We start from the raw sequence: 22715 nt of genomic DNA on the forward strand, positions 1-22715 counted from the left end.
ACGATCCAGTTCCGCAAACGATAAAAGTTTTATACCTGGCCAGAATGCAGCTATTAGGTGATTAAACAATACCAGAATCAACAAAATTTGGAAATAAAATAGATGAAATGTAATGGCGATAGAGTATCTTATTCAATCAAAGCTATTGCTCATTTTCTAACCATGATAACCATAAAAACTCCAACTCATCCCTTCGAGCTGTCCCCTGAAAGCACAGCTCTTTTGGTGATAGACATGCAGAATGATTTTTGTCATCCCGATGGCTTTAATGGCAGTGAGTTAAATCTCGATTTGACTTCAGTTAGAGCCATTATTCCGGCAATTCAGAACCTCCTTACCTGGTCTCGACAAATGGGCTTTGAAATCATTTTTACTCGAGAGAGCCACGCTCCCGACCTATCTGATTTAAGCGACAGCAAGCGGCAGCGCTACATTAACGCTGGTTCGCCCATTGGCCAACTCGGAAAAATGGGCCGCTTCCTAGTGAGAGGTGAAAAAGGGGCCGAAATTATTTCAGAACTCCAGCCCTTATCCCATGAATCACAACTAGATAAACCAGCTCACTCCTGTTTTGTCAACACTGAACTAGACGACAAATTACGCAGCCATAACATTACCCACCTCCTGATTGCCGGTGTAACGACGCAGTGTTGTGTCTTAGCAACCTACCGTCACGCTAGCGATTTAGGCTATTACTGCCTCCTGCTCGACGATTGTTGTGCCGCGTTTGACCGCAGAGATCACGATGCCACGGTTCACATCCTTCAGTCGGAAGGGGGAGTGCTGGGCTGGGTTGCGCAATCTTCAACGCTTTATCACGCCTTGTATCCCTGTCCTAACTCACCTCCAGATTAGCGTCGATCAACACAAAAATCATCAACGAAGTAAAGTTATCTTGCCAAAAGCGCAGATAAAATGCTCGTAATGTTGCTTTACACGCAAGAATAAGTAGCTATCTTGCTAAAGATGTGCCTTTGACTACAAATTTTACCTGCTAATGCCCTTAACCTCAAAAACCATAGGCCACCAGTAAACGGTCTCTGGGTTGTGAGGTCTAGGTTTTGAGGTAGCAGCCATCTGTCAGGCTGATGAGTTCCGGTTTTTGCTAGTTGAGGTGTGTGTTCATGCTGCCCAGGCAAATTGTCGTCATTTCTGCCTTAGGAACGTTGTTTTTAGGGGCTTGTGCTTCATCGCCACCTACCGCTACCACTGGCGAGAATGCGGCGGTAGCCTCTGCGTCAGATCCGCTGGTATCGGTAAAGGCGGGCCACCTAGTGGCGTTAGACATGGCACCGCTGTTCGTCGGGGTAGAGTCAGGCTGTTTTGAACAAAACGGGTTGGCGGTAGAGACGGTTTTCTTCACAAACCCCGGTGACAACAATGCCGCTTTAGCCGGTGGGCAGATAGATTTCAGCACTAACCCATTCACCCTACCGTTCTTTGCCGCCAATAGCGGTGTGCCCATCAAAACCGTGGCCGCTGCTGGGGGATGGGGAGTAATGCAGGTGATTATTGACAGTGCATACGAGGTCGAATCTATGGCAGATTTGGCCGCTTTTGTTGCCAATAACCCCAACGAAAAGTTGAAGATTGCTACCCTGCGAGGGGATACGCTAGAGCTAATTTTAGTCGATGGCTTGGAGCAGGCAGGCATCGATTTAGATGCCTTTGAAATGGTCTATTTCGATGATCTACTGGCCATGGTCGACGCCTTTCGCTTAGGGCAAGTCGATGTGCTAAGCCATATCAAACCCTATACCACGCAGTTTGTGGCGTCTGGCGCTGCCAACGTCATAACCGACAACGCCGAAGTATGGTCTCCCACAACCCCTAATACTGTGGTGAGCGTTTTAGAAAAAACTCTCCGCGATCGGCCTGAGGTCGTGGAGGCCTACATCCAAGGGCTTCAGTGCGCTGCGGCCATGATTAATACCGACCCTCAACAGGCTATTGACCTATTGACGGACGGAAACTACTACCGGGTTGAAGACGGTGTGCTGTTAACGGCATTCGAAACCCAGCCTTCACCGATTACGTTTACGCCTGATTTAGATGCTATCCAAACAGTGGTCGATAGGATGGTGCAGCTGGACTATATCAAAGCAGATGTACCAGCAAAAGATATTTTTGATATTTCCATCGTTAAAGATCTCGAACAGTAGCATGAGTAAGGCTAACTATAGCTGGCGGCATACCCTATTGCGCTCAATGCTACCCCTTCTGTGTGGACTAGTGTCCTGTGCCGTTTTTATTGGTCTTTGGGAAGTTATCGGCACCGACTCTGAAAATCCTATCGCTCAAGTTCTGCCGCCGCCGTCAAAATTTTTGCCGGTTCTATTCGAAAGCGACTTTAAAATTGGGCTAGGGTCTCAGTCAGCAACGATTTACCAATCTGTTAGCGTTACCCTAATTCGTGTGATCTCAGGCATGACCATTGCCTTTGTTGGGTCGATCATTTGTGGGCTAGTGATTAGCCTCTCTAGATGGTCAGAATTATTTATTTTGCCGATTTTAGGTTTGATTGCACCCATTGCGCCCATTGCCTGGGTACCTCTGGCCTTAGTGGTTTTTGGCGTCAGCAACCTAACCGCAGTATTTATTGTGTTTATGGGGGTGTTTTTTACCTTAACTATTGCTACCGTAGCCGAGATTAAACGCATTCCGCTAAATCTACTGATTACTGCTAAAAATCTAGGAGGAGATAGTTTTGCCTGCTGGCGATTTGTGATTATACCTGCCGTCTTACCAGGGGTGTTTACGTTGCTGAGGCTCAATTTTATCGCCGCTTGGATGGCCGTGTTGGCAGCCGAGATGACCGGCTTAAGAGATGGGCTTGGCACTGTTGTGATGACGGGGCGGAACTTGTTTAACAGCAACTTGATTCTGCTAGGGATTTGCATTATTGGCATTACTGGTTTTGCCGTTGACCGTTTGCTGCTGGCAATTCAGAAAAAGTTTTTCTGGTGGACCATTTAAGCAATGAGCAACCCTTCTTTCACTATGCATCAACTGTCTAAGCAGGTAATTCTGGATTGCAAAAACGTAGGCAAAACGTTCCAGAGAGATAGAAATTCGGCCTTTGAAGCGCTGATGCACATCGACCTAGAGGTCACCCAGGGTGATTTCGTTACGATTCTGGGTCAATCTGGCGGTGGCAAATCTACCCTTCTAAAGCTCCTAGGTGGTTTCATCCTCCCTACATCTGGTCAGGTATTGTTCCATGGCGTTCCTTTAGAGGGCATCACTCCTAGAATTGGTATGGTTTTCCAAGAAAACACGCTGTATCCCTGGCTAACGGTTGAGCAGAATATTGGGTTTAGCTTCAAAGTACGGGGAAAAGCTAAGCCGCAGTATGCCCTGCGGGTGCAGGAGGTGATGGAGCATGTCGGATTATTCCAGGCCCGCAATCTGTATCCTCACCAGCTTTCGGGAGGGATGAAGCAACGGGTGTCCATCGCCCGCTCTCTAGCAATTCAGCCTGATGTATTGCTTTTAGATGAACCTTTTTCAGCCCTAGATATTCAATTAAGACGGCGGCTACAAAAGTTTTTGTTAGGAATTTGGCAAGAAACCGCAGCCACGATGGTGCTAGTCACCCACGATGTAGAAGAAGCCATACTGCTGGGGCAGAAGCTAATTGTAGTAGGTGGTCAGCCTGGGCAAATAGTTGAGGCGGTAGATATCTCGTCGGCAACTTTCCGCGATCGCTACAGCAGATCGTTCTTAACCTTACAGCAGCACCTAGAACAGGTAATTGGAGAAAGTTCAGACTTCTTAGAACCACTCAACAGCGTTACGCCCATTACCGGTTAAGCACCAGTATCACTCCTGGCTTACCCTCGCTGGATATTGAGCTTTATAGATCTTCAAGATATTTCGGGAGTTAAGATCGATGACCTCTTTTTTTCTCTTTAGCCAGCCAATAAATGAAAGGAGATCTTGATTGTCTTTATAAATATATTCAAGCATGATATCAAATTCACCGGTAGCGGCTGAAAGGTAGCTGATACTTTCCATGCTGATTAACTCATCTAGCACTGATTCAAAAAAGTCAGACTGAACCTTGAGCTCAATATAGGCAACGTTTTCATGCCGCACTTTACCTGTATTGATGAAAGCACTAATGGTGATGATGCCATCATCTAAGAGCCTCTTCATCCGATACCGAACGGTCGCTTCTGGAGTTTCAATGGCGCGAGCGATATCGCGATATGGAATTCTGCCATTTTGCTGTAAAAGCTCAATAATTCTTAGATCAAGCTGGTCAATCTCATGGTTTTGTAAATCCTGTATTGATGCACCATTGTTGGTTGTCATGTGTGATCAAGCCCTTGCTGATTTGAATTATTATAACAGTCGCTTTAAGCTGCAAATTCTAATGCTTTTTATGGAAACCATTGTAGCAATTTTTAAAGTTCTGACTTGAATTAAATAACTCTAAAACTTGTTACTTGATATACAGTCGCTAATGGTTGGTTTCTTCTACTATTGGGACAATAGAAATTTATCGGATAATCTATTTGTGATCTGCAGGTCAAGTAAATTTTCAAGCACGATCTAAATTTTCTTTCATCTGATTAGGTATTTAGACTAAGACGTCATGCGGAGGGAAGCTACCCTTGAAAAACTTAATCCCGGCTACAGTCCTGACGGGCTACCTAGGGGCTGGTAAAACTACTCTCCTCAACTATATTCTGACGGCTAACCACGGAAAACGAATCGCCGTCATTGTCAATGAATTTGGCGAAGTGGGTATCGACAATCAGTTGGTTGTCGATGCTGACGAAGAAATTTTCGAGATGAATAACGGCTGCATCTGCTGTACTGTCCGTAGCGATCTGATTCGGATCGTCAGTGATTTGATGGAGCGCTCTGAAGATTTTGACTACTTGATGCTTGAAACCACTGGCCTTGCCGATCCGGCTCCGGTGATTCAGTCTTTTTTTATCGATGAAGTCATGCGATCGCGGCTGCTGCTCGATGCCATTGTCACCGTCGTCGATGCCAAGTACATCTGGGAGCACTGGGATAGCAGCGAGGCTCAGGAGCAAATTGCCTTTGCCGATGTCATTTTGCTCAACAAAGTCGATCTGGTGTCTCCTCCGATATTGGAGGAGCTAGAACAGCGAATTCGGGGGATGAACGCGATCGCAAAAATCCACCCCACCCAGCATTGCCAGATCCCGCTAGAAACGGTGCTGGGAGTGGGCGCGTTTGACCTACAAAATGCCCTCAGCATTGATCCAGAGTTTTTAGACGAAGATGCCCATCAGCATGACCAAAGTGTCTCCTCGGTCAGCATTCAGGAGCCGGGCGTCGTCGATGGCGACAAGCTAAATCGCTGGCTCTATCAACTCGTGCAGGCCCGTGGTGCCGACATTTTTCGCATGAAAGGAATCGTAGACATGGATCACGAAGACCGTCGGTTCGTCTTTCAGGGGGTTCACATGACTCTAGATGGTCGCCCGGGCCGCCCTTGGCTACCGGGAGAAGTGCGGCACAACCAGCTCGTCTTTATTGGCCGTAATTTAGACGAGGTTGAGCTGCGACGTAGCTTTGGCGAGTGTCTAACGTAACCGCAAAATCCATTTATTCGGAGCGCAATCGGCTATGAAACAGTCCGAAGCTTTAACCATCAGCATCGGCGTACTTGGCGGCGTCGATGTCTTTCTGACCGCCACGGTGATTCCTGTTCCCGTTTGGGTCACGTTTACCGCCTGGGCCTCATTTTTTATTGTCGGTGGTGGTGTGCAAGGATTTATCAAATCCATTGCCTGTAATATCACGGGCATCATCATTGCAGCCCTGTCGCTTCTGGCGATCGATTTAATCGGCCCTAGTCCCTTAGTTGCGGCCATCTGTGTCGGTATTGGTAGTGCCGCCATGGTTCAGGCCTCTAAACTGCCCTTTACCCACGGCATTACCCCCGCGATTGTGTGGGGCTTCTCCCAGACCGTTGGTACAGTTGCTGTGACCGGGCTGTCTGTGACAGCAGCCCTGCCCAATAACCCGGTTTTAATCGCGATCGCCGCGATGATTTTAGGCAACATTTTTGGCTATCTATCCGAAGCCTGGGGCAAGGCCATGACCACTCTTCCCGCTGTCGCGACAGCGGGAGAAGGTGGCCGAAAAATTAGGAGTTGAGCGTCTGGAATAACTCTGGCCCATCACCGGATTAGCTACAGCTAGCCCTTGCTGGTTAACCCTGCATCAACGGGGTACATCCCAGTTTTGCAAAGTCATTGCTCTGATAGACAATTTGCCTGTCATTCCCGTGCAGAACCTGCCCCCGCGAAGGCATGGGGCGGGAGTCCACGCCGGATAGCTGACTCCCATATGGATTCGCACCTGCGTGGGAATGACGTCGCACCTTGACAAAGCCGGGATGCATCCGCGTCAACGTCACTACAGCATTCATTTATTAACTGAAGAAGGAGATTCACAATCGATGAAACTACAGCATTCCTTAGGAGGTCTAGAGGGTCTCGGCCCGGTAGATTTTCAGAAAAAAGTCTTTGTTGAGCAGTGGGAAAAGCGCATTTTCGGTATTCATACCGCCATGATGGGCCTCAGCTCTCACCTCAAGGAAGCCTTACCCCAATACGCCATTGAGCAGGTGCCTACTGCATTTAAAGACATTTGGACCTGGGCCGATCTGCGGCGGGGCGCAGAAGCGATGAACCCCTTCGACTATTTCAAACTGCGCTATTACGAAAAGTGGTTAGGGGGAATCTCTGGCTTCTTTGTTGAAAAAGGCTATATCTCTCAAGAAGAACTAGACGAGAAGACCAAGTTTTATCTAAAGGAGGGCAATGTCGATCCTACGCCGCTGCCCCACAAGGAAGCTCCGGCTATTGATGACCAGGTGATCAAGTACCTAGAGTTGGGAGATTCGCCCAAACGGGATGCCGATACTCAGCCTAAATTTGCCGTTGGAGATGCTGTCATTGTCAAAGACATGCCGGCTGCCGAACATACTCGCTTACCCGGTCATCTGCGGGGCAAGCCTGGAATTGTAGATCTAGTTTACGACGGCTGTTACGCCTATTTTCCTGGCCCATCAGATGGGTTAGGAGCGCCCCAACCCAGCTACAGCGTTCGCTTCGATCCTAAGGATATTTGGGGTGATACGTTGGCCGAGCCCGGCTCAACATTTTACGCCGATCTGTTTGAGCTCTATCTCGATGCGGCCTAGTCTTTAGCAATTTTTAGTAAGAAAGGTAGATTACCAATGTCGATGCCTGGAGATGAGCAATTTAACTACAGCTCAAACCGCGAGTTAGAAAGTGCAGCCAAGGTCAGAGCGCTTGAGGCGCTGTTGATCGAAAAAGGTATTATTGGCAGTGAAACGGTCAACAAGGTTCTAGACTATTTTGACTCCAAAATGGGGCCATTCAACGGCGCTAAATTGGTGGCAAAAGCCTGGGTTGATCCAGACTTTAAGCAATTACTGGTCAGTGACTGTAATGCAGCCTGTGAGGCCATGGGTATGACCACGGGCATGGCTGGTGCGGAAGGCGAACATATGCGCGTAGCTGAGAACACTGCCTCGGTCCACAACTTGATTATTTGCACCTTGTGTTCCTGCTATCCGTGGCCAACATTGGGGTTGCCACCTTACTGGTATAAAGATCCTACGTTTCGAGCCAGAGCTGCTCGTGAACCTCGTAAGGTTCTCAAAGAGTTTGGCCTAGACTTAGAAGCCTCGGTAGATGTGCGCGTTTGGGACAGTAGCGGACAAATTCGGTGGTGGGTTCTGCCCGAAAAACCGCCTGGTGCGGATCATCTCAGTGAAGAGGAACTGGCTGCTTTAGTTACCCCAGAGGCCATGATGGGCGTAGCCAAGGTATCGGCCCCCTAGCTAGTTATGCATAGGGTTGAACGATCGCTCCGTTGATAGTTCAACCCGCCTAACGTCCAGTCTGTTCCTTGTCCTTGTCTTCACTCCCATCCTAAATCTTTTATGTTTACCCGATTTGAGCATTTTGCCGCTTCCAGTTTAATGGGCAGTGATGAATCTCCCCCTCGGCAGAATGGGCAACTGGCCTTCAGCCGTAGTTGGGAACAAGTTGCCTTTGCCCTAGCCATTGCCTTGTCAAAAAAGGGGCACTACGAGTGGGAAGAATTTCGCCAGAACCTGATTGCTACTATTGGCGACTGGGAAGTAGAACACAATCTGGATGATCCTACCTGGGATTATTATCAGCGCTGGTACACGGTTTTAGAAAAGCTGGTTTTGGAGGCGGGCCTGGTAGACAAAACGGAACTGGATAAAAAGCTATCCGTTTTGCTAGATTGCAGCCGATCTCACGAAAACTCTGCTGAGCCCTAGCCTCGATTGTTATTTCAAAAGCAGAGCAGAATTTTGCCACCCTCACCGCGACGACAGCACACTACATCGATAGGAAATGACCTTATGCGCAGTAAATTTTCTTTAGTCTCTTCTAAAAAGCTAGCGATCGCAGCTCTGACCAGCATCAGTTTAGGGCTGCTATGTGCGCCTGCAATGGCCCACCATCCCTTTGGTGGAGAAACACCGACTAATATGGTGCAAGGGTTTCTATCAGGATTAGGTCACCCGGTCATTGGCCTCGATCACTTGGCATTTGTGGTGACAGCCGGGCTACTGGCAGTGGTTTTTAATCGGGGATTACTCATTCCGGTTGCCTTTGTGATCACGTCTTTGCTCGGTACTATTGTTCACTTGCTTAACGTCAATTTACCCGCTCCAGAGTTTTTCATTTCGGCATCAGTGCTAGTATTTGGGCTACTTTTGGCCATGAAAAACACCCTGCCAGCAAAAGTCGTCATGGCTCTCGCAGCGGCGGCAGGGTTGTTTCATGGCTATGCCTATGGAGAAGCGGTTGTGGGGGCCGGTATGTCATCTTTACTGGCCTACCTCATTGGGTTTTCGACCATCCAAATGGCGATTGCTCTAGGGGTTTACGCTACAGCTAAGCGGCTGGGCCACGATGGCGACCAAAAAGCACTGAACCTGCGCTTTGCTGGGTTTAGCCTTGCTGGCATTGGTGCAGCGTTTCTCTCTGGTGTACTGCTGAGCTGATTGATCAAGAGATTGGTCCTAATTAAATACCCTAATCAAATAGCTTTGTAGGGTGCGTCATGGCTTAGGGTGACGCACCCTACAATAATTAAAGCGCTCTACGAAGCGCTCTACTCGTAGTGAAGCGTATTGGTTTAATCGGCAGAGTGGGCCAGAGGCTTTCTCAAGGTCCCCGTTGGTTGAACTGAGGCTAGGTGTCGTTGACTGGTGATTTAACTGAGAGAGAGCTTGGTCTATGTGGTTACTTCCACGCTGTTCAACCGGAGGCATCGGGCGATAGGCTGAGAGTTCTGGCCTGTATGCAACCACCAGTAGAAGCGGCTAGACAAACGGGTACTATGAGCTTGTGTTTATTGAAGATGGGCTGGATCTATGGTTAGCCCGAGGCCCGCTGCTCTAGCTGCTGCAATTATTCGCCATCCCCTAACCATCGGGCCAGATGTTCCGGCGCTGGTGGCGATCGCCCGCATGAGCGAGGCCTGTACTGCTTCCCTTGAAGCCCGTGAGCATAACCGGCCCATGGAGGTCTGCTCTGGTTGTGTGGTGGTGGTGGAGCCAGATCAGCGAGTGATCGGTATTTTGACTGAGCGAGATGTGGTGCGCCTCACGGCTCAGCAGCAGCCTCTCGATCGCCTCTCTGTCGCTGAGGTGATGACTCAGCCGGTAATCAGCCGCCGTCAATCTGAACTCACCGACTTGTTCAGTGTCGTTGGTCTGCTGCAACAGCAGATTCGTCATCTGCCGATTGTAGATGAGCAAGATCGCCTGGTGGGTCTACTCACCGCAGATCGTCTGGCCCAGCTCAACATCCAGGCGGCAGATCTGGGGCAGCAAATGGCAGCGTGTACCCAAATGGTGCAGGTGCAGGGGGAGCGCGAGCGTCTGATATCTAGGTTGGCCTCCCAAATTTTGGCCTCCCTAGATGTCCAGGTGATTTTAGACACCACCGTGCGGCAGGTGCGGCAGATTCTGGACTGCAATCGCGTCAACATTTGGCGGTTTGAGGCCGATTGGGCCACCGTAGTTGTGGCAGAGTCTACTGAGTCTGACCTCTCCTTAGTTGGCAATCGCATTCACGACACCTGCTTGCAAGAAACCCAAGTAGAGGTCTATCGTCAGGGGCATGTTCGGGTAGTGTCCGATATCTACACCACTGAGATGTCGGACTGCCACCGCGACCTGCTCATCCGGCTTCAGACTCGGGCCAAGATTTTGGTGCCTTTGCTCTGTGGAGACGAGCTATGGGGCCTGCTGAATGTGACCGAAATACAGCCCCGCGACTGGCAACCAGCGGAGGTTGACTTTCTGCGATCGCTCTCGATGCAGGTGGGGATCGCCCTCCAGCAGGCAACCCAGCACCAGCAGCTTCAGTCCGAAATGTGCCAACGGCAGGTCAGCGCTGTTGCCCTCCAGCGGCAGCGAGATTTTAACCAACTTATAGCCGAAATCACCAGTCGCTTTGTGGATAGCCATCCCGGCACCCTGGATGCAGAAATTGATCGCACCCTCTGCCTAATTGGCGAAATCACCCAAGTCGATACCAGCTTCCTGTTCACTTACGACCCCGATCATGACCTCAGCAGCATGACCCATGAATGGTGTCGATCGGGCTATCCTGCCCAGCAACCTCAGGCCCAGAATATCCCCTGCACCGCCCTATTTCCCTGGAGCAGTCCTCTCTTAAACCAGCGGCAAACCATTCACATTCCCAACCTAGCCGAGCTGCCCGCCGCCGCTGCCATCGATCAAGCCCATTGGCAGGCTACTGGCATGCGGGCCTTGCTGATGGTGCCCTTCGTTCAACAGCAGCAGGTCGTGGGGGCGATCGGTTTTGCCTCCTATAACCAGGAAATACATTGGGAAGAGGAGACCATCCGGCTGCTTCAGGTGATGGGGCAGACCATCGCCACCGCCCAACAGCGCCACCGCAACGAGCAGCAGATTCAGCAAAGCGAAGAACGGCTGCGGCTGACCCTTGTCTCCGCTAAGCAGGGCATCTACGATTTCAACCTGGTTACCCAAGCAGGTACCCTTAGCCCCGAATATGCCCTGCTGTTGGGCTACGACCCAGAGACCTTTGAGGAAACCTATGACGGCTGGGTAGAGCGCGTCCATCCGCAGGATCGGGCCAGAGTTGTGGCGGCCTTTAATGGCTATCTGGCCGGAACTCAGCACAAGTATCAGGAGGAATTTCGACTGCGCCATTGCTCGGGCGACTATGTGTGGGTGATGTCTTTGGGCAAGATTGTGGAGCGAGACGAGGCTGGCTGTCCTCAGCGTCTGTTGGGCATCTATACCGATATTAACGATCGCAAACAGGCCGAGCTAGATCTGGCCCGGCTCAACGCCGAACTGGAATCTCGGGTTGCAGAACGCACCGCAGCATTGAGCGAACGGGAAGCTCTTCTGCAAGACTTTTTGGACAATGCTAACGATCTAATCCAGATAGTAGCTATTGACACCGGGCGCTTTGAGTTTGTCAATCGGGCCTGGCGAGATGTCTTGGGCTATACGGCTGCCGACGTCGAGCAGTTGACCATCTTTGATGTGTTAGCCCCTGACTGTATACCTCACTGCCAGCAAGCGATGGACCAGATGCAAGCCGGAACGCTCATTAACCTGGAACAGGTTGAACTGACCTTTATCCATAAGTCAGGGCAACCCGTGCTGGTAGAAGGCAGCATCAACTGTCGGTTTGGGGACGATGCCGACGGTTGCCCACAGATCCTCTCTACCCGTGCTATCTTTCGAGATGTCACGGCCAAAAAGGCCGTAGAGCAGGCCCTACGGGAAAGTGAACTCCGCTTTCGGCGGGTGTTTGAGTCGAACGTAGTGGGGATGATGTTCACCGATTTCAGTGGCTGCATCAGCGAGGCCAACGATTGCTTTTTAGGGATGCTGGGCTACAGTCGCCAGGAGCTAGAGTCGTGCTGTTTCCTCAACTGGGCGGAGTTGACGCCGTCGGAGTACCAGGCTCAAGACCAAGCCGCGATCGCTCACCTCCAGTACCACGACTCCGTTCCTCCCTGGGAAAAGGTCTACCGCCACAAAGATGGGCATCTGGTTCCAGTGCTGGTTGGGGTGGCAATGCTATCTCACGAGGACGAAAGCTGTGTATGTGTGGTGGTGGATATCAGCGATCGCAAGCGCTACGAAACCGCCCTGCAAGAATCTCAGCAATTCCTGCAAACGGTGGTGGATACGGTACCCCTCTCAATTTTCTGGAAAGATCGAAACTCCACGTATCTAGGTGCTAACCAACGCTTTCTCCAAGATGCCTCCCTTGGTTCCGTTTCAGAGTTGGTGGGCAAAAACGACTCTGAAATGCCCTGGGGTGCGACTGAGGCCGAAGCTTATCGAGCCGACGATCGCATCGTCATGGAGAGTGGTGAGACAAAACTCGCCATCATCGAACCTCAACACCAGCAGAATGGGACGGTAATCTGGTTAGAAACCAACAAATTGCCCCTGCGTAACCTGACCGGTGAGGTGGTGGGTGTTCTGGGAACCTATCAAGACATTACCGAACGTAAAAACGCCGAAATTGCGTTGCAACGCCAGCTAGCCGCGATCGAAGCCGCAGTCAATGGCATTGCTATTCTTGAGGGTGAGCGTTATCAGTATCTCAACTCTGCCCACGTCAAGATGTTTGGCTATGAGCAGGCAGAAGAACTGGTCGGTCAAAGTTGGCGAATGGTGTATTCTCCGGAGGAGCTAGAGCGATTCGATCGGGAAATAGTGCCAGTTGTACTAGCACAAAAGTCTTGGCAAGGTGAAGTTACGGCTACCCGTAAAGATGGCACAACTTTCCCAGAGCAGTTGTCGCTGACACTCTCGGCAGACAACCTGCTAATTTGTGTTTGCCAAGATATCAGCGATCGCAAACGCTACGAAACCGCCCTGCAAGACTCTCAGCGGTTGCTGCAAACCGTGCTTGATACCGTGCCTCTGTCGGTCTTTTGGAAAGATCGGCAGTCGGTGATTCTGGGCTGCAATCAGCCCTTTGCCACCGTCTCTGGATTTGCCGAGCCTGCCGATATGATTGGCAGGAGTAATTTTGATATGGGTTTTCCCCAGGCCGAAGCTGAGGGCTATACCGCCGATGATCGCCAGGTGATGACCTCAGGGATTGCTAAGCTGGGAATAGAGGAAACCGCCACCCCAGCCAATGGAGAACAGCGGTGGATTGAAACTAACAAACTGCCCCTGCGGGACGGAGCCGGGAATGTTATCGGCATTGTTGGCACCTTTCAAGACATTACCGATCGCAAGCAGGCAGAAGCAATCATTCGCCAACAGGCGGAGCGAGAAACGGTGCTGCGGGAGATTACCCAGCGCATTCGTCAGTCCTTAGACCTGAGCGCTATTCTAAATACCGCTGTTGAGCAAATGCAGCACACGCTGCAGACCGATCGGGTCGCCGTGTATCAGTTTCGTCCCGATTGGAGCGGTGACTTTATTGCCGAAGCGGTGCATGAGCCTTGGGTTAAATTGGTGGGTCCTGACATTCAAAAAGTTTGGGAAGATACCTACCTACAAGACACCCAGGGCGGGCGATTTAAACACCACGAAACCTTTGTCATTGCAGATATCTACCAGGCTGGCTTGCAACCCTGCCACATTGAGCTTTTAGAACAGTTTCAAGCCAAAGCCTTTGCGATCGCCCCGATCTTTTCGGGAGATACCCTCTGGGGGCTACTGGCCGCTTATCAGAATGCAACCTGCCGCCAATGGCTAAATTGGGAAGTTGAGTTATTGCAGCAAATTGCTAACCAGTTGGCGATCGCCATTCAGCAGGCCAGCCTGTATGAGCAGGTGCAGACAGAGTTGCTAGAACGGCAACAGGCAGAGGCCCAGATTGCGCGGCAACTGCGGCAGCAAACGGCCCTGGAACTGATTCTGCAACAGATTCGGCAGTCTCTGGATTTACCGGAGATTTTGGCGATCGCGACCCAGCAGGTGCAAGAGCTGCTCCAGGGCGATCGGGTCATTGTGTTTCAAGTCTGCCACGACGGCCACAGCTGCATTGTTGAAGAAGCCGTTGCCCCTGGCTTGCCCCGCCTCAAAGCCATGCATTGGGAGGATGAAACCTGGTCTCAGGAGATTCTGGAACACTACTGGCAGGGGAAACCCCGAATTGTGCCCGATGTGATGGATGACATCTGGACCGACTGTTTGGTGGACTATTCTCAGGCCGGGCAGATTCGCTCTAAAATTGTGGCCCCCATTCTCCAAGAACTGCGCAGTTCCGAAGCCCACCGTTGGGTACCCCCCCATGGCAACAACAAGCTATGGGGGGTGCTGGTGGTTCATGCCTGCCACAGCCGTCGTGTCTGGCAGCCAGAAGAAGCCCAGCTGTTGCAGCAGATTGCCAACCAATTGGCGATCGCCATTCAGCAGGCCAGTTTGTTTGAACAACTGCAACAAGAATTAACCGAGCGGCAGCAGGCCCAGGCGCAGCTAACCCTGACCAATAATGAACTGATGCGGGCCACCCGTCTCAAAGACGAATTTTTGGCCAATATGAGCCACGAACTGCGCACTCCCCTCAATGCGATTCTGGGCATGACCGAGGCGTTGCAAGAAGAGGATGTGTTTGGCACCGTTAACGCCAAGCAACTCAAAGCGCTTAAAACCGTCGAGCGCAGCGGCTCGCACCTGCTAGAGCTAATCAACGAGGTGCTAGATGTCGCCAAAATTGAAGCTGGTCAAATGGAGCTAGACTTAACGCCCACAGCGATCGCCCCCCTTTGCCAATCTAGCCTGGTGTTTGTCAAACAGCCCGCTTTGAAAAAGCGCATTCAACTCACCGTTAATCTGCCCCTCGATTTACCAGCCATCACCTTAGATGAACGGCGGATCCGGCAGGTGCTGATCAACCTACTCAACAACGCGGTGAAATTCACGCCCGAGGGAGGGCAAATCACCCTTGAGGTCATCCCTTTAGCGCCCGTGCTGCCCAGCGAAGGCCCCTCCTACCTCCGGTTTGCCGTGACCGATACCGGCATTGGCATCCCCCTCTTAGAGCAGCAACGCCTGTTTCAACCCTTTGTGCAGGTAGACAGCGCCCTCAACCGGCACTACGAGGGCACCGGGTTGGGGCTGGCCCTGGTCAAGCGCATTGTTGATCTGCACGGGGGGCAGGTGGGGCTGACTAGTGATGTGGGGGTAGGCAGCTGCTTTACCTTTGACCTGCCCTATACCAAGGCGATTGCCCCTCTTCCCGCCCCCATTCCAGAGGCCTCCCCTGAGCCACCGGCACCAGCGGCGGCAACCGCCACAGCACCGCTGATTTTGCTGGCCGAAGACAATGAAGCCAATATCAGCACTATGGTGAGCTATCTACAGGCCAAGGGCTACCGGGTTGAAATTGCCTACAACGGCCAGGAAGCTATTGACCGTGCTCAGCACTTGACCCCCGATCTGATTTTGATGGATATTCAAATGCCGGGGATGGATGGGTTAACGGCGATCGGCCATATTCGCCGTGACCCGCGCCTTGATGAAGTGCCGGTGATCGCCCTGACCTCGTTGGCTATGCCCGGCGATCGCGATCGCTGCCTGGCCGCTGGTGCTACAGAATATATGAGTAAGCCGGTCAGGCTAAAGCAACTCGTTGACCTGATCCAGACGCTACTGATCCAGCAAACCTCTCCACCATGACCTTATCTGCCACCGCAATGCCCGTTGTCCTGGTCGTCGACGATGAGCCCGACAATTTTGATGTGGTTGAAGCCATGCTGAGTAACCAGGGCTATATTCTGCACTATGCGGCTAATGGCCAAATTGCCCTAGACTGCCTCAGCTCTGTGCAGCCAGACCTCATTTTGCTCGATGTGATGATGCCTGGCATCGACGGCATGGAAGTTTGTCGGCAGATCAAAGCGCTGCCCCAGTGGCGGGGAGTGCCTATCATCATGGTGACGGCTCTGAATGCTAAGCAAGACCTCAGCCGTTGCCTGGCGGCGGGGGCCGACGACTTTGTCAGCAAACCTGTCAATCTGTTAGAGCTGGTGGCCCGAACTCGCTCCATGCTGCGCATTCACCAGCAATACCAGCAGTTGGCCACCTTCAATACTCAGCTAGAAGGGTTGGTACAGCAGCGCACCGCCCAACTACAGGCGCTGATCGATGAAGATGCCCTTACCCAACTGCCCAGCCGGAGCCGACTTTTGCAGGCGACCTCTGTGGCCTTGCAAACTGCTCAATCAAAGGGCAGTTTTGGCGAGACATCCCAGGCGTCGAGTCGTTGCACCCCTTACTCCGTTGGACTGGCCTATCTAGACTGCGATCAGTTTAAGTTGGTGAATGGGGCCTTTGGTTACGCCGTCGGCAATGAGTTGCTACAAGCCATTGCCCAGCGCTTGCAGTTGCAGCTGCGTCCTGGAGATATGCTGGCGCGGCTCGGGGAAGATGAGTTTTGTTTTTTGCTGCATCATCTGGCTGACCTAGAGACTTTAGAAGCATGGGTCGAGACGGTGTTTGAGAGCTTTGTCCGACCCTTTAGAGTGGTCAACTGCGACTTTTTTGTGTCGGTCTGCATGGGGGTAGCGCTGGCCGATGCCACCACGGCCCAGCCCGAGACCTTGCTCCAGGCGGCTGATACCGCCATGTACCGCGCCAAGCGCCAGGGCCAGGGCAGCTATCAGGTGTTTGATGCCCTGTTGTCTACCGCCACCCGCGATCGCCTCACCCTAGAAACCGATCTGCAACGGGCCTTAGAGCATCGAGAATTTATTACCTACTACCAGCCAATCGTCCAGTTGGCCACCCGCCAGGTGGTGGGCTTCGAGGCCCTGGTGCGTTGGCAACACCCCGAGCGCCAGATGGTGCCACCAGGAAACTTTATTCCTTGTATGGAAGAGACCGGCCTGGTGGTGAAAGTGGGACTGGTGGTGTTGCGGCAGGCCTGTGAGCAACTGCGCGTCTGGCACCAGCAGGGTGCCACCGACTGGACGGTGAGCGTCAATCTCTCGGTGCGACAGTTTGATAGCCCAACGCTGTTGGCCGACATTGACCGAGTATTGGCCGCGACCGAAGTCAACCCAGCCTATCTAAAGCTAGAAATTACCGAGAGCGCCCTGATGCAAGATGCAGAGGCCGCGATCGCGGTGATGAACCAGCTGCGATCGCGCCAGATTCAAATTAGCCTGGATGACTTTGGCACTGGCTATTCATCTCTGGGCTATCTGCATCGCTTTCCCATCGACACCCTAAAAATCGATCGCTCCTTTGTGCAACAAATTCATCCCGGCAACCGCAACCACCAGGTAGTCAACACCATCATCGCCCTGAGCAATCAGCTGGCGCTGCCGGTTGTCGCCGAAGGCATTGAGACCGTAGAACAACTCCAATGTCTGCAAGCGCTAGGCTGTGAATTTGGCCAGGGCTATCTTTTCGCTAAGCCTCTTCCCGCCTCAGACATCCAGGTTTATCCCAAATCTGAGTAACACCGCATCCGCATGTCGTTCCCCGCTACCTAATACTGAATCCTGAACGAATACCCCCGATTTGTAGGGGCGTAGCATGCTACGCCCCTACGGGGTTCCTGGATTATGAATCGGGGTTGTCTGATTCGGATTCGGTATAAAAGGCCCATTCAATTGGGGTGAGAGTTATTCAGAGACAAATACCTGATTGCGACCCGCTGCTTTAGCCTGGTAGAGCGCCTCGTCGGCAGTTTTGATCAGGGCTGCTACAGTTTTGCCCTGGTGAGGAAAAGCGGCGACGCCAAAGGATGCGGTGATCGTCCCTAACCGCTGCCCGTGATGGTGGGGGCACAGTTGACTAATGGCTGCCCGCAGCAGCTCAGCTCGGGCAGCGGTTTCGGCCAGGTTAGCCTCTGGCAAAATCAGGGTCATTTCTTCCCCTCCGTAGCGGCAGGCAATGTCAGAATTGCGCACGTTTTCTTTGAGCAGGGTACCAACCTGGTGCAGCACAAAATCGCCAGCATCGTGGCCAAAGGTGTCGTTAAACCGTTTGAAATGGTCGATATCGATCATGATTACCCCGATCGCATGGTGTTTGCGCTGAGCCCGCACGATCTCCTGGGTGAGTGTTTCTTCGAGGTAGCGGCGGTTGTAGAGCCCCGTCAGCGGGTCGCGAATGCTCTGGTGACGGAGGGTTTCTTGCAGTTTGAGGTTGGCGATCGCCATGCTCACCTGCTCTGCCAGCGCGCGGGCCAGTTGCCGCTTGGGCTCGGGTAGCCCCCCTGGCGTTTCAGTGCTGAGGTACAGCAGCCCCAGAGTTTTGCCCTGGGCCATCATCGGAATGCAGAGGGTCGCGGTGGCCTCGTTGGCTCGACTATGGTGGCAGCGCAGACTCAGGCGATCTTGGCTGACGTAGTGCATGCGCCCGCGCCGTAGCCCCCAGCAGCGGTGGGGCTCAAAATCGGTGTTTGAATAGAGTGGTCTGCCCCAGCTACTTATCAATTCCAGCTGACTGCGCGATTTGCGGTTGATAAAAATCCCTCCGGCACAGTCAGGAAACAGGGTTTCGACCAGGTTGGTAATGGTGTAGCAGGCTTCTTCGACCGTTGAGCAAGCCTGAAGAAAGTCGCTGATTTCGCTCAAGGTGATCATTTCCCCATGGCGCTGGGCCAGATCTGCCACCCGATCTTCGAGCTGTTGATTGAGCTGATGCAGGGCTTGTTCGCTCTGTTTTACGGTGGTGATATTGCGAAAGGTGACGGCAAAGCCATCGCCTAGTTTGACGGCAATATTTTCAAACCAAGACTCTATGCCGTCGTGGTTATAGTGAAATTCTCGCTGGTAGGGTTCTCCGGTTTCAACGGTGTGTACATAGCCTTCAAACAGCCCTTCTTCCCGATTGCCTGGCATTTCTTCGAGCAGCCGCTTGCCGATTAGATCGGTCTCAGTGCGCCCTACCAAATCGCAGGCGGTGGGGTTGCTCAACAGCCACTCAAAGTCAACAATGGTGCCCTGCTCGTCGCGCACTGAGCGAAAGGCCATAATGCCGTCTAGAGAACTATTTAAGACGCTGCTGAGCTGCATTTCTGAGGTTTGCAGTGCCTCTTGCATAGTAATGAGCTTAGTAATGTCAGTTAATAGTCCGGTGCAACCGGCATAGTTTTGGTTTTCATCGAATAACGGCGTTGCCGAGACTAAGGCCCACAATACAGACCGATCTTGCCGGCGAAACTTAAACGGATGGTTTTCTTCAATCCCCCGCTGCCGACGGTCTAGATACACTTGGGCCTGGGCCTGATCGGCAGGAGCTATGAAATCTGTCAGAGCGGTATTGGCCATCGCTTCAACGCTGTAGCCCAGCATATCGGCCATCTGCTGGTTGACGAAGGTGGTTTTGCCCTCGGCATCGAGCATCCACACCCCTTCTAGGGTGGTCTCTATAATGCTGCGGTAGCGTGCTTCGCTGCGCTGAAGGGCGAGGTTGGCCTGCCTGCGATCGGTTTGGTCTTGGATATAGCCTAAAAACTGCTTCACCGAGCCATCGGCAGCGTAAATTACCTGGGTAAAGTCTTCAATCCAGCGAAACTCGCCATTGGCATGGCGCAGCCGGTAGGTTTGGGTGTAGGACTGGTCGTGGGCTGCCGTTGCGTTGTCCACTTCGGTCTGCACCCGTTCAATATCCTCTGGATGGACCAAGGAAAGATAGGTTACATTTTCGGTCAGCAGATCGTTAGCGGGGTACCCTAGCTCAGCCTCAACATTGGGAGAAATGTATTCTATGGGCCATCCCGGGGTGGTTCTCCAGCGAATCACGATGGTGGGGCCACCGATGAACAAACTGCGTTCCTCTTCCAAGGACTCCTGAATTTGTTTGCGCTCAGTCACATCGCTGTGAGTGCCAATCACGCGCAATGGTTCACCGGTTTCAGACCATTCAATCATCTTGCCCCGGGCGAGAATCCACTTGTAGCTGCCATTTTTACAGCGCACCCGGTGTTCATTTTGATAGACCGGAGTTTCACCGCTGAAATGGCGCTGCAAGTCGGCGTAGCATTGCTCTAAATCGTCGGGGTGAACTCGGCTACTCCACTCTTCTAAGCGGGTGCCAATTTCATCTTCGTCGTAGCCCAGTATGGCTTTCCACTGGCGCGAAAAAAAGACGGTGTTGGTCTGGGCGTTCCAGTCCCAAACGCCGTCGCCTGGCCCCTCTAGGGCAAATTGCCAGCGGGCTTCGCTGGCCCGCAGGTCGGCCTCGGCTTGTTTGCGTTCACTGATGTCTTTGAGAAAACAGTAGTGGCCGACCAAGACACCTTGGGGGTCGTAGTCAGCAATCATGGTTACCTGTTTGTAAAACAGCGAGCCATCCTGCCGCACCCCTCGGGCCTCAACTTTGACTTTGCCCGTCGCCTGTACGGTGGCGTAGGCGGCTGCTAAGGTAGGTAGATCTTCGGCATAAACGGTAGAGTGCCAATCGTGGCCTAACAAAGCACCGGGCTCGTAACCGCAGATCGCCGCATAGGCGCGATTGACGCTGAGGTATCGGCCAGCCAGATCGAGGCGGGCAATGCCCTCCACGGCATTCTCTAGCACCAGGTTGAAGTGGCGTAGGTCGGCTTCGGTTTGTTTGCGATCGCTAATATCTGCTGCCACGTAGGAAAAACAGGGGCGCTGACTCTCACCGAGACCGATATACGACACCACCACCGATAGCCAAGTCGCTTGGGCCTCGGTGGTGTGGTCATAGTCAAACTGCACTGGCTGTCCTAGGGCCTGGCTTTGGTGATAGTGCCCCATCCAGGTTTGAATCAGGTCGGGAGGCACATCGAGATCGTTAGCCCATTGCCCCTCTAGCGCCTCAACAGTGGTGTTAAAAAAGGTGGCAGTCGCCTGGTTAGTTGAAATGTGCAGAATGTCGTGGTCTGACAGTTCCACCACCCCCATCATCAGCGGTGAAGAATTGTAGAAGCTGCGGAGCGTGGCGGTCTGCTCTTGCAGAGCGCGCTGGGCCTGCCGCTGGGCAGTAATGTCTCGGGCGATTTTGGAGACCCCAATGACGGTGCCGGTTTCATCCTGTACGGGGGAAGTAGTCAGTGCCACCTCCACCCGGCGGCCATCTTTACACTGCCGCTGGGTTTCGTAGGTTTTGATCGTTTTGCCATCACACAGTTGCTGGAACTGCAGGGCGGCCTCGGCCTGATACTCAGGTGGAATAATTAGCGTAATGGGCTGGCCGATCGCCTCGGCGGCACTGTAGCCAAACAGTCGTTCGGCGGCGCGGTTCCAACTGGTAATGACGCCCTCAGGGGTTTTGCTAATGATCGCATCCTGGGATGACTCGACAATAGCAGCGAGCTGAAACCGCTGATCGCGGCTTTGGCGCAGGGCCAGTTCAGCCTGTTTCCGCTGGGTAATGTCAATACCAGAGGGAATCAGGTGGGTAATACGCCCGGTGGCATCTCTGAGGGGGTTGAGCGAGAAGTCGATGGTAATGAAACTGCCGCCGCGTACTTGCACCTCGATGTCAAACCGCACCGCTTGACCTTGGCTAGCTTGGGCGATCGCTGCTCGAATTTGATCTTGGGCCGTGGGGGAATAGGCCCACCAGTAGGCATCAGCAAAGGGCTGGCCTAGCACCTCTTCGCGGGTAAGGCCCGCGATTTCTAGGGGGGCCTGGTTGGCTTCGATCAAAATGCCTTCGGGGGTTAGCACGCCGACAAAGGCAAACAGGCTATCGAGCACCTGGCGCAAAAACCCCTCCCGCTGTTGCAGGTCGGCTGCGATCGCCTTGCGATCGGCAACCTCGGCAGCGAGTTGCTGATTGGCTTGCTCTAGGTCGGCGGTGCGGGCGGCCACCTGGGCCTCTAGGTTAGCCTTGGCAGCTTGCAGTTGCGCTACCAGGCTGGCTTGCTGAATAGCAATGCCTACATGGATAGAAAGCTGTTGCAGGGTGGTAATTTCCTCAGGCTGCCAATCTCGGGGCGCGGTGCAGCTATGGGCAATCAGCAAGCCCCATAGCCGCGACTCGCACAGCACCGGCACCACCAGGTTGGCCTTGACCTGAAACCCAGCCAAAAACTCGGCATGGCAGGGGGTGAGGTGGGCGGTGGCGACATCGGCGATCGCCCGTACCTGCCGCTCGTCGTAGGGTTTTAGCCAATTAGCCTCAAAGCAAGGGTCGTGGATGAGCTGACCCAAGATGGACCATTGCGGATCTGACACCGCCTCAACGACAACCTGGCCACTCCAGTCGGCAGCAAACTGGTAGAGCAGGGCGCGATCGCAGCCCAAAAGCTGCTGTACGGCATCTACGGTGGTTTGCCAGATCGTAGCTAGATCGAGCGATTGGCGAATTTGTAGGGCGATTTCTGCGATCGCGTAATTGCCCTGCCAAGGCTGCGTGGGGCTACGGGCACCATGGGTATCAACCGATTTCCTGACGTCGATACCTGCCATTTCAACTGCCCCCCATGCCTGGTCTAAAGCAACTTAGCGCTGCTCCGTCAGTTCTATATTATTTACATAAATCCCTCTCTAGAGAGAGAAGCACTCTCACTGGGGAAATCTTAATCGCAACCATCGGCACCGATGCCCCTAGCGCTCAGTTTGGTCCTCCACTCGCGCAAGGGGCTCAGGGTTTAAGTTTTGAGTCGGTCTCACGCGGCGCTGGGGCGATCGCTCTAAAATATAAGTAATTCTACTCAAGGGGCGATCGCTGCAAACAG

General features: G+C 52.7%; 14 protein-coding genes. 12 read left to right on the forward strand and 2 right to left on the reverse strand.

The features are described from left to right. The first annotated feature begins 102 nt into the window (after nucleotides 1-102). From RRF56_RS25775 to RRF56_RS25790, 4 genes are all read left to right on the forward strand, one after another. Entirely contained in the window at nucleotides 103-855 is a 753-nt protein-coding gene (locus RRF56_RS25775) for an isochorismatase family cysteine hydrolase (protein WP_317036015.1), read from the forward strand. A gap of 269 nt (nucleotides 856-1124) precedes the next feature. Then, nucleotides 1125-2162, forward strand: a complete 1038-nt coding sequence (locus RRF56_RS25780; protein ID WP_317036016.1) for an ABC transporter substrate-binding protein — start codon at nucleotides 1125-1127, stop codon at nucleotides 2160-2162. Beyond that, nucleotides 2107-2976, forward strand: a complete 870-nt coding sequence (locus RRF56_RS25785) for an ABC transporter permease (protein WP_317036017.1) — start codon at nucleotides 2107-2109, stop codon at nucleotides 2974-2976. The genes RRF56_RS25780 and RRF56_RS25785 overlap by 56 nt, the downstream gene beginning before the upstream one ends. 24 nt (nucleotides 2977-3000) lie before the next feature. After that, the gene (locus RRF56_RS25790; protein WP_317036018.1) at nucleotides 3001-3813 is read left to right on the forward strand and encodes an ABC transporter ATP-binding protein; all 813 of its coding nucleotides are present in this window, start codon (nucleotides 3001-3003) and stop codon (nucleotides 3811-3813) included. A gap of 9 nt (nucleotides 3814-3822) precedes the next feature. On the opposite strand, the gene RRF56_RS25795 is transcribed toward RRF56_RS25790, so the two are convergent. Continuing rightward, on the reverse strand, nucleotides 3823-4317 hold the full coding sequence (locus RRF56_RS25795; protein ID WP_317036019.1) for an Lrp/AsnC family transcriptional regulator: 495 nt from the start codon (nucleotides 4315-4317) through the stop codon (nucleotides 3823-3825). A gap of 302 nt (nucleotides 4318-4619) precedes the next feature. Here RRF56_RS25795 and RRF56_RS25800 point away from each other — a divergent pair, with 302 nt between their 5' ends. From RRF56_RS25800 to RRF56_RS25835, 8 genes are all read left to right on the forward strand, one after another. Then, on the forward strand, nucleotides 4620-5576 hold the full coding sequence (locus tag RRF56_RS25800; protein ID WP_317036020.1) for a GTP-binding protein: 957 nt from the start codon (nucleotides 4620-4622) through the stop codon (nucleotides 5574-5576). A gap of 34 nt (nucleotides 5577-5610) precedes the next feature. Continuing rightward, entirely contained in the window at nucleotides 5611-6144 is a 534-nt protein-coding gene (locus RRF56_RS25805; protein WP_317036021.1) for a DUF1097 domain-containing protein, read from the forward strand. A 304-nt stretch (nucleotides 6145-6448) separates the two neighbouring features. After that, nucleotides 6449-7195, forward strand: a complete 747-nt coding sequence (gene nthB, locus RRF56_RS25810) for a nitrile hydratase subunit beta (protein WP_410510699.1) — start codon at nucleotides 6449-6451, stop codon at nucleotides 7193-7195. Nucleotides 7196-7231: 36 nt separating this feature from the next. Next, nucleotides 7232-7861, forward strand: coding sequence for a nitrile hydratase subunit alpha (gene nthA, locus RRF56_RS25815; RefSeq protein WP_410510520.1), 630 nt, complete (start codon nucleotides 7232-7234; stop codon nucleotides 7859-7861). A gap of 102 nt (nucleotides 7862-7963) precedes the next feature. Further along, the gene (locus tag RRF56_RS25820; RefSeq protein ID WP_317036024.1) at nucleotides 7964-8332 is read left to right on the forward strand and encodes a nitrile hydratase accessory protein; all 369 of its coding nucleotides are present in this window, start codon (nucleotides 7964-7966) and stop codon (nucleotides 8330-8332) included. An 84-nt stretch (nucleotides 8333-8416) separates the two neighbouring features. Further along, nucleotides 8417-9064, forward strand: a complete 648-nt coding sequence (locus RRF56_RS25825; protein ID WP_317036025.1) for a HupE/UreJ family protein — start codon at nucleotides 8417-8419, stop codon at nucleotides 9062-9064. A gap of 372 nt (nucleotides 9065-9436) precedes the next feature. Continuing rightward, entirely contained in the window at nucleotides 9437-15727 is a 6291-nt protein-coding gene (locus RRF56_RS25830; protein WP_317036026.1) for a PAS domain S-box protein, read from the forward strand. After that, nucleotides 15724-17514: an EAL domain-containing protein gene (locus RRF56_RS25835; RefSeq protein ID WP_317036027.1), complete on the forward strand. Its 1791-nt coding sequence runs from the start codon at nucleotides 15724-15726 to the stop codon at nucleotides 17512-17514. Before RRF56_RS25830 ends, RRF56_RS25835 begins: the two co-directional genes overlap by 4 nt. Nucleotides 17515-17679: 165 nt before the next feature. Here the strand turns inward: RRF56_RS25835 and RRF56_RS25840 are convergent, their stop codons facing one another. Then, the gene (locus RRF56_RS25840) at nucleotides 17680-22446 is read right to left on the reverse strand and encodes a PAS domain S-box protein (RefSeq protein ID WP_317036028.1); all 4767 of its coding nucleotides are present in this window, start codon (nucleotides 22444-22446) and stop codon (nucleotides 17680-17682) included. Nucleotides 22447-22715: the final 269 nt, after the last annotated feature.

It is taken from the genome of Nodosilinea sp. E11, assembly GCF_032813545.1.
Taxonomy (GTDB): Bacteria; Cyanobacteriota; Cyanobacteriia; order Phormidesmidales; family Phormidesmidaceae; genus Nodosilinea.

What these genes read in the sequence shown, in the direction of transcription:
- RRF56_RS25825 (WP_317036025.1), top strand. Translation starts at nt 8,417, where the DNA reads ATGCGCAGTAAATTTTCTTTAGTCTCTTCTAAAAAGCTAGCGATCGCA.
- RRF56_RS25840 (WP_317036028.1), bottom strand. Translation starts at nt 22,446, where the DNA reads ATGGCAGGTATCGACGTCAGGAAATCGGTTGATACCCATGGTGCCCGT.
- RRF56_RS25790 (WP_317036018.1), top strand. Translation starts at nt 3,001, where the DNA reads ATGCATCAACTGTCTAAGCAGGTAATTCTGGATTGCAAAAACGTAGGC.
- nthA (WP_410510520.1), top strand. Translation starts at nt 7,232, where the DNA reads ATGTCGATGCCTGGAGATGAGCAATTTAACTACAGCTCAAACCGCGAG.
- RRF56_RS25785 (WP_317036017.1), top strand. Translation starts at nt 2,107, where the DNA reads ATGTACCAGCAAAAGATATTTTTGATATTTCCATCGTTAAAGATCTCG.
- RRF56_RS25775 (WP_317036015.1), top strand. Translation starts at nt 103, where the DNA reads ATGAAATGTAATGGCGATAGAGTATCTTATTCAATCAAAGCTATTGCT.
- RRF56_RS25835 (WP_317036027.1), top strand. Translation starts at nt 15,724, where the DNA reads ATGACCTTATCTGCCACCGCAATGCCCGTTGTCCTGGTCGTCGACGAT.
- RRF56_RS25830 (WP_317036026.1), top strand. Translation starts at nt 9,437, where the DNA reads ATGGTTAGCCCGAGGCCCGCTGCTCTAGCTGCTGCAATTATTCGCCAT.
- RRF56_RS25780 (WP_317036016.1), top strand. Translation starts at nt 1,125, where the DNA reads ATGCTGCCCAGGCAAATTGTCGTCATTTCTGCCTTAGGAACGTTGTTT.
- RRF56_RS25795 (WP_317036019.1), bottom strand. Translation starts at nt 4,317, where the DNA reads ATGACAACCAACAATGGTGCATCAATACAGGATTTACAAAACCATGAG.
- RRF56_RS25805 (WP_317036021.1), top strand. Translation starts at nt 5,611, where the DNA reads ATGAAACAGTCCGAAGCTTTAACCATCAGCATCGGCGTACTTGGCGGC.
- nthB (WP_410510699.1), top strand. Translation starts at nt 6,449, where the DNA reads ATGAAACTACAGCATTCCTTAGGAGGTCTAGAGGGTCTCGGCCCGGTA.
- RRF56_RS25820 (WP_317036024.1), top strand. Translation starts at nt 7,964, where the DNA reads ATGTTTACCCGATTTGAGCATTTTGCCGCTTCCAGTTTAATGGGCAGT.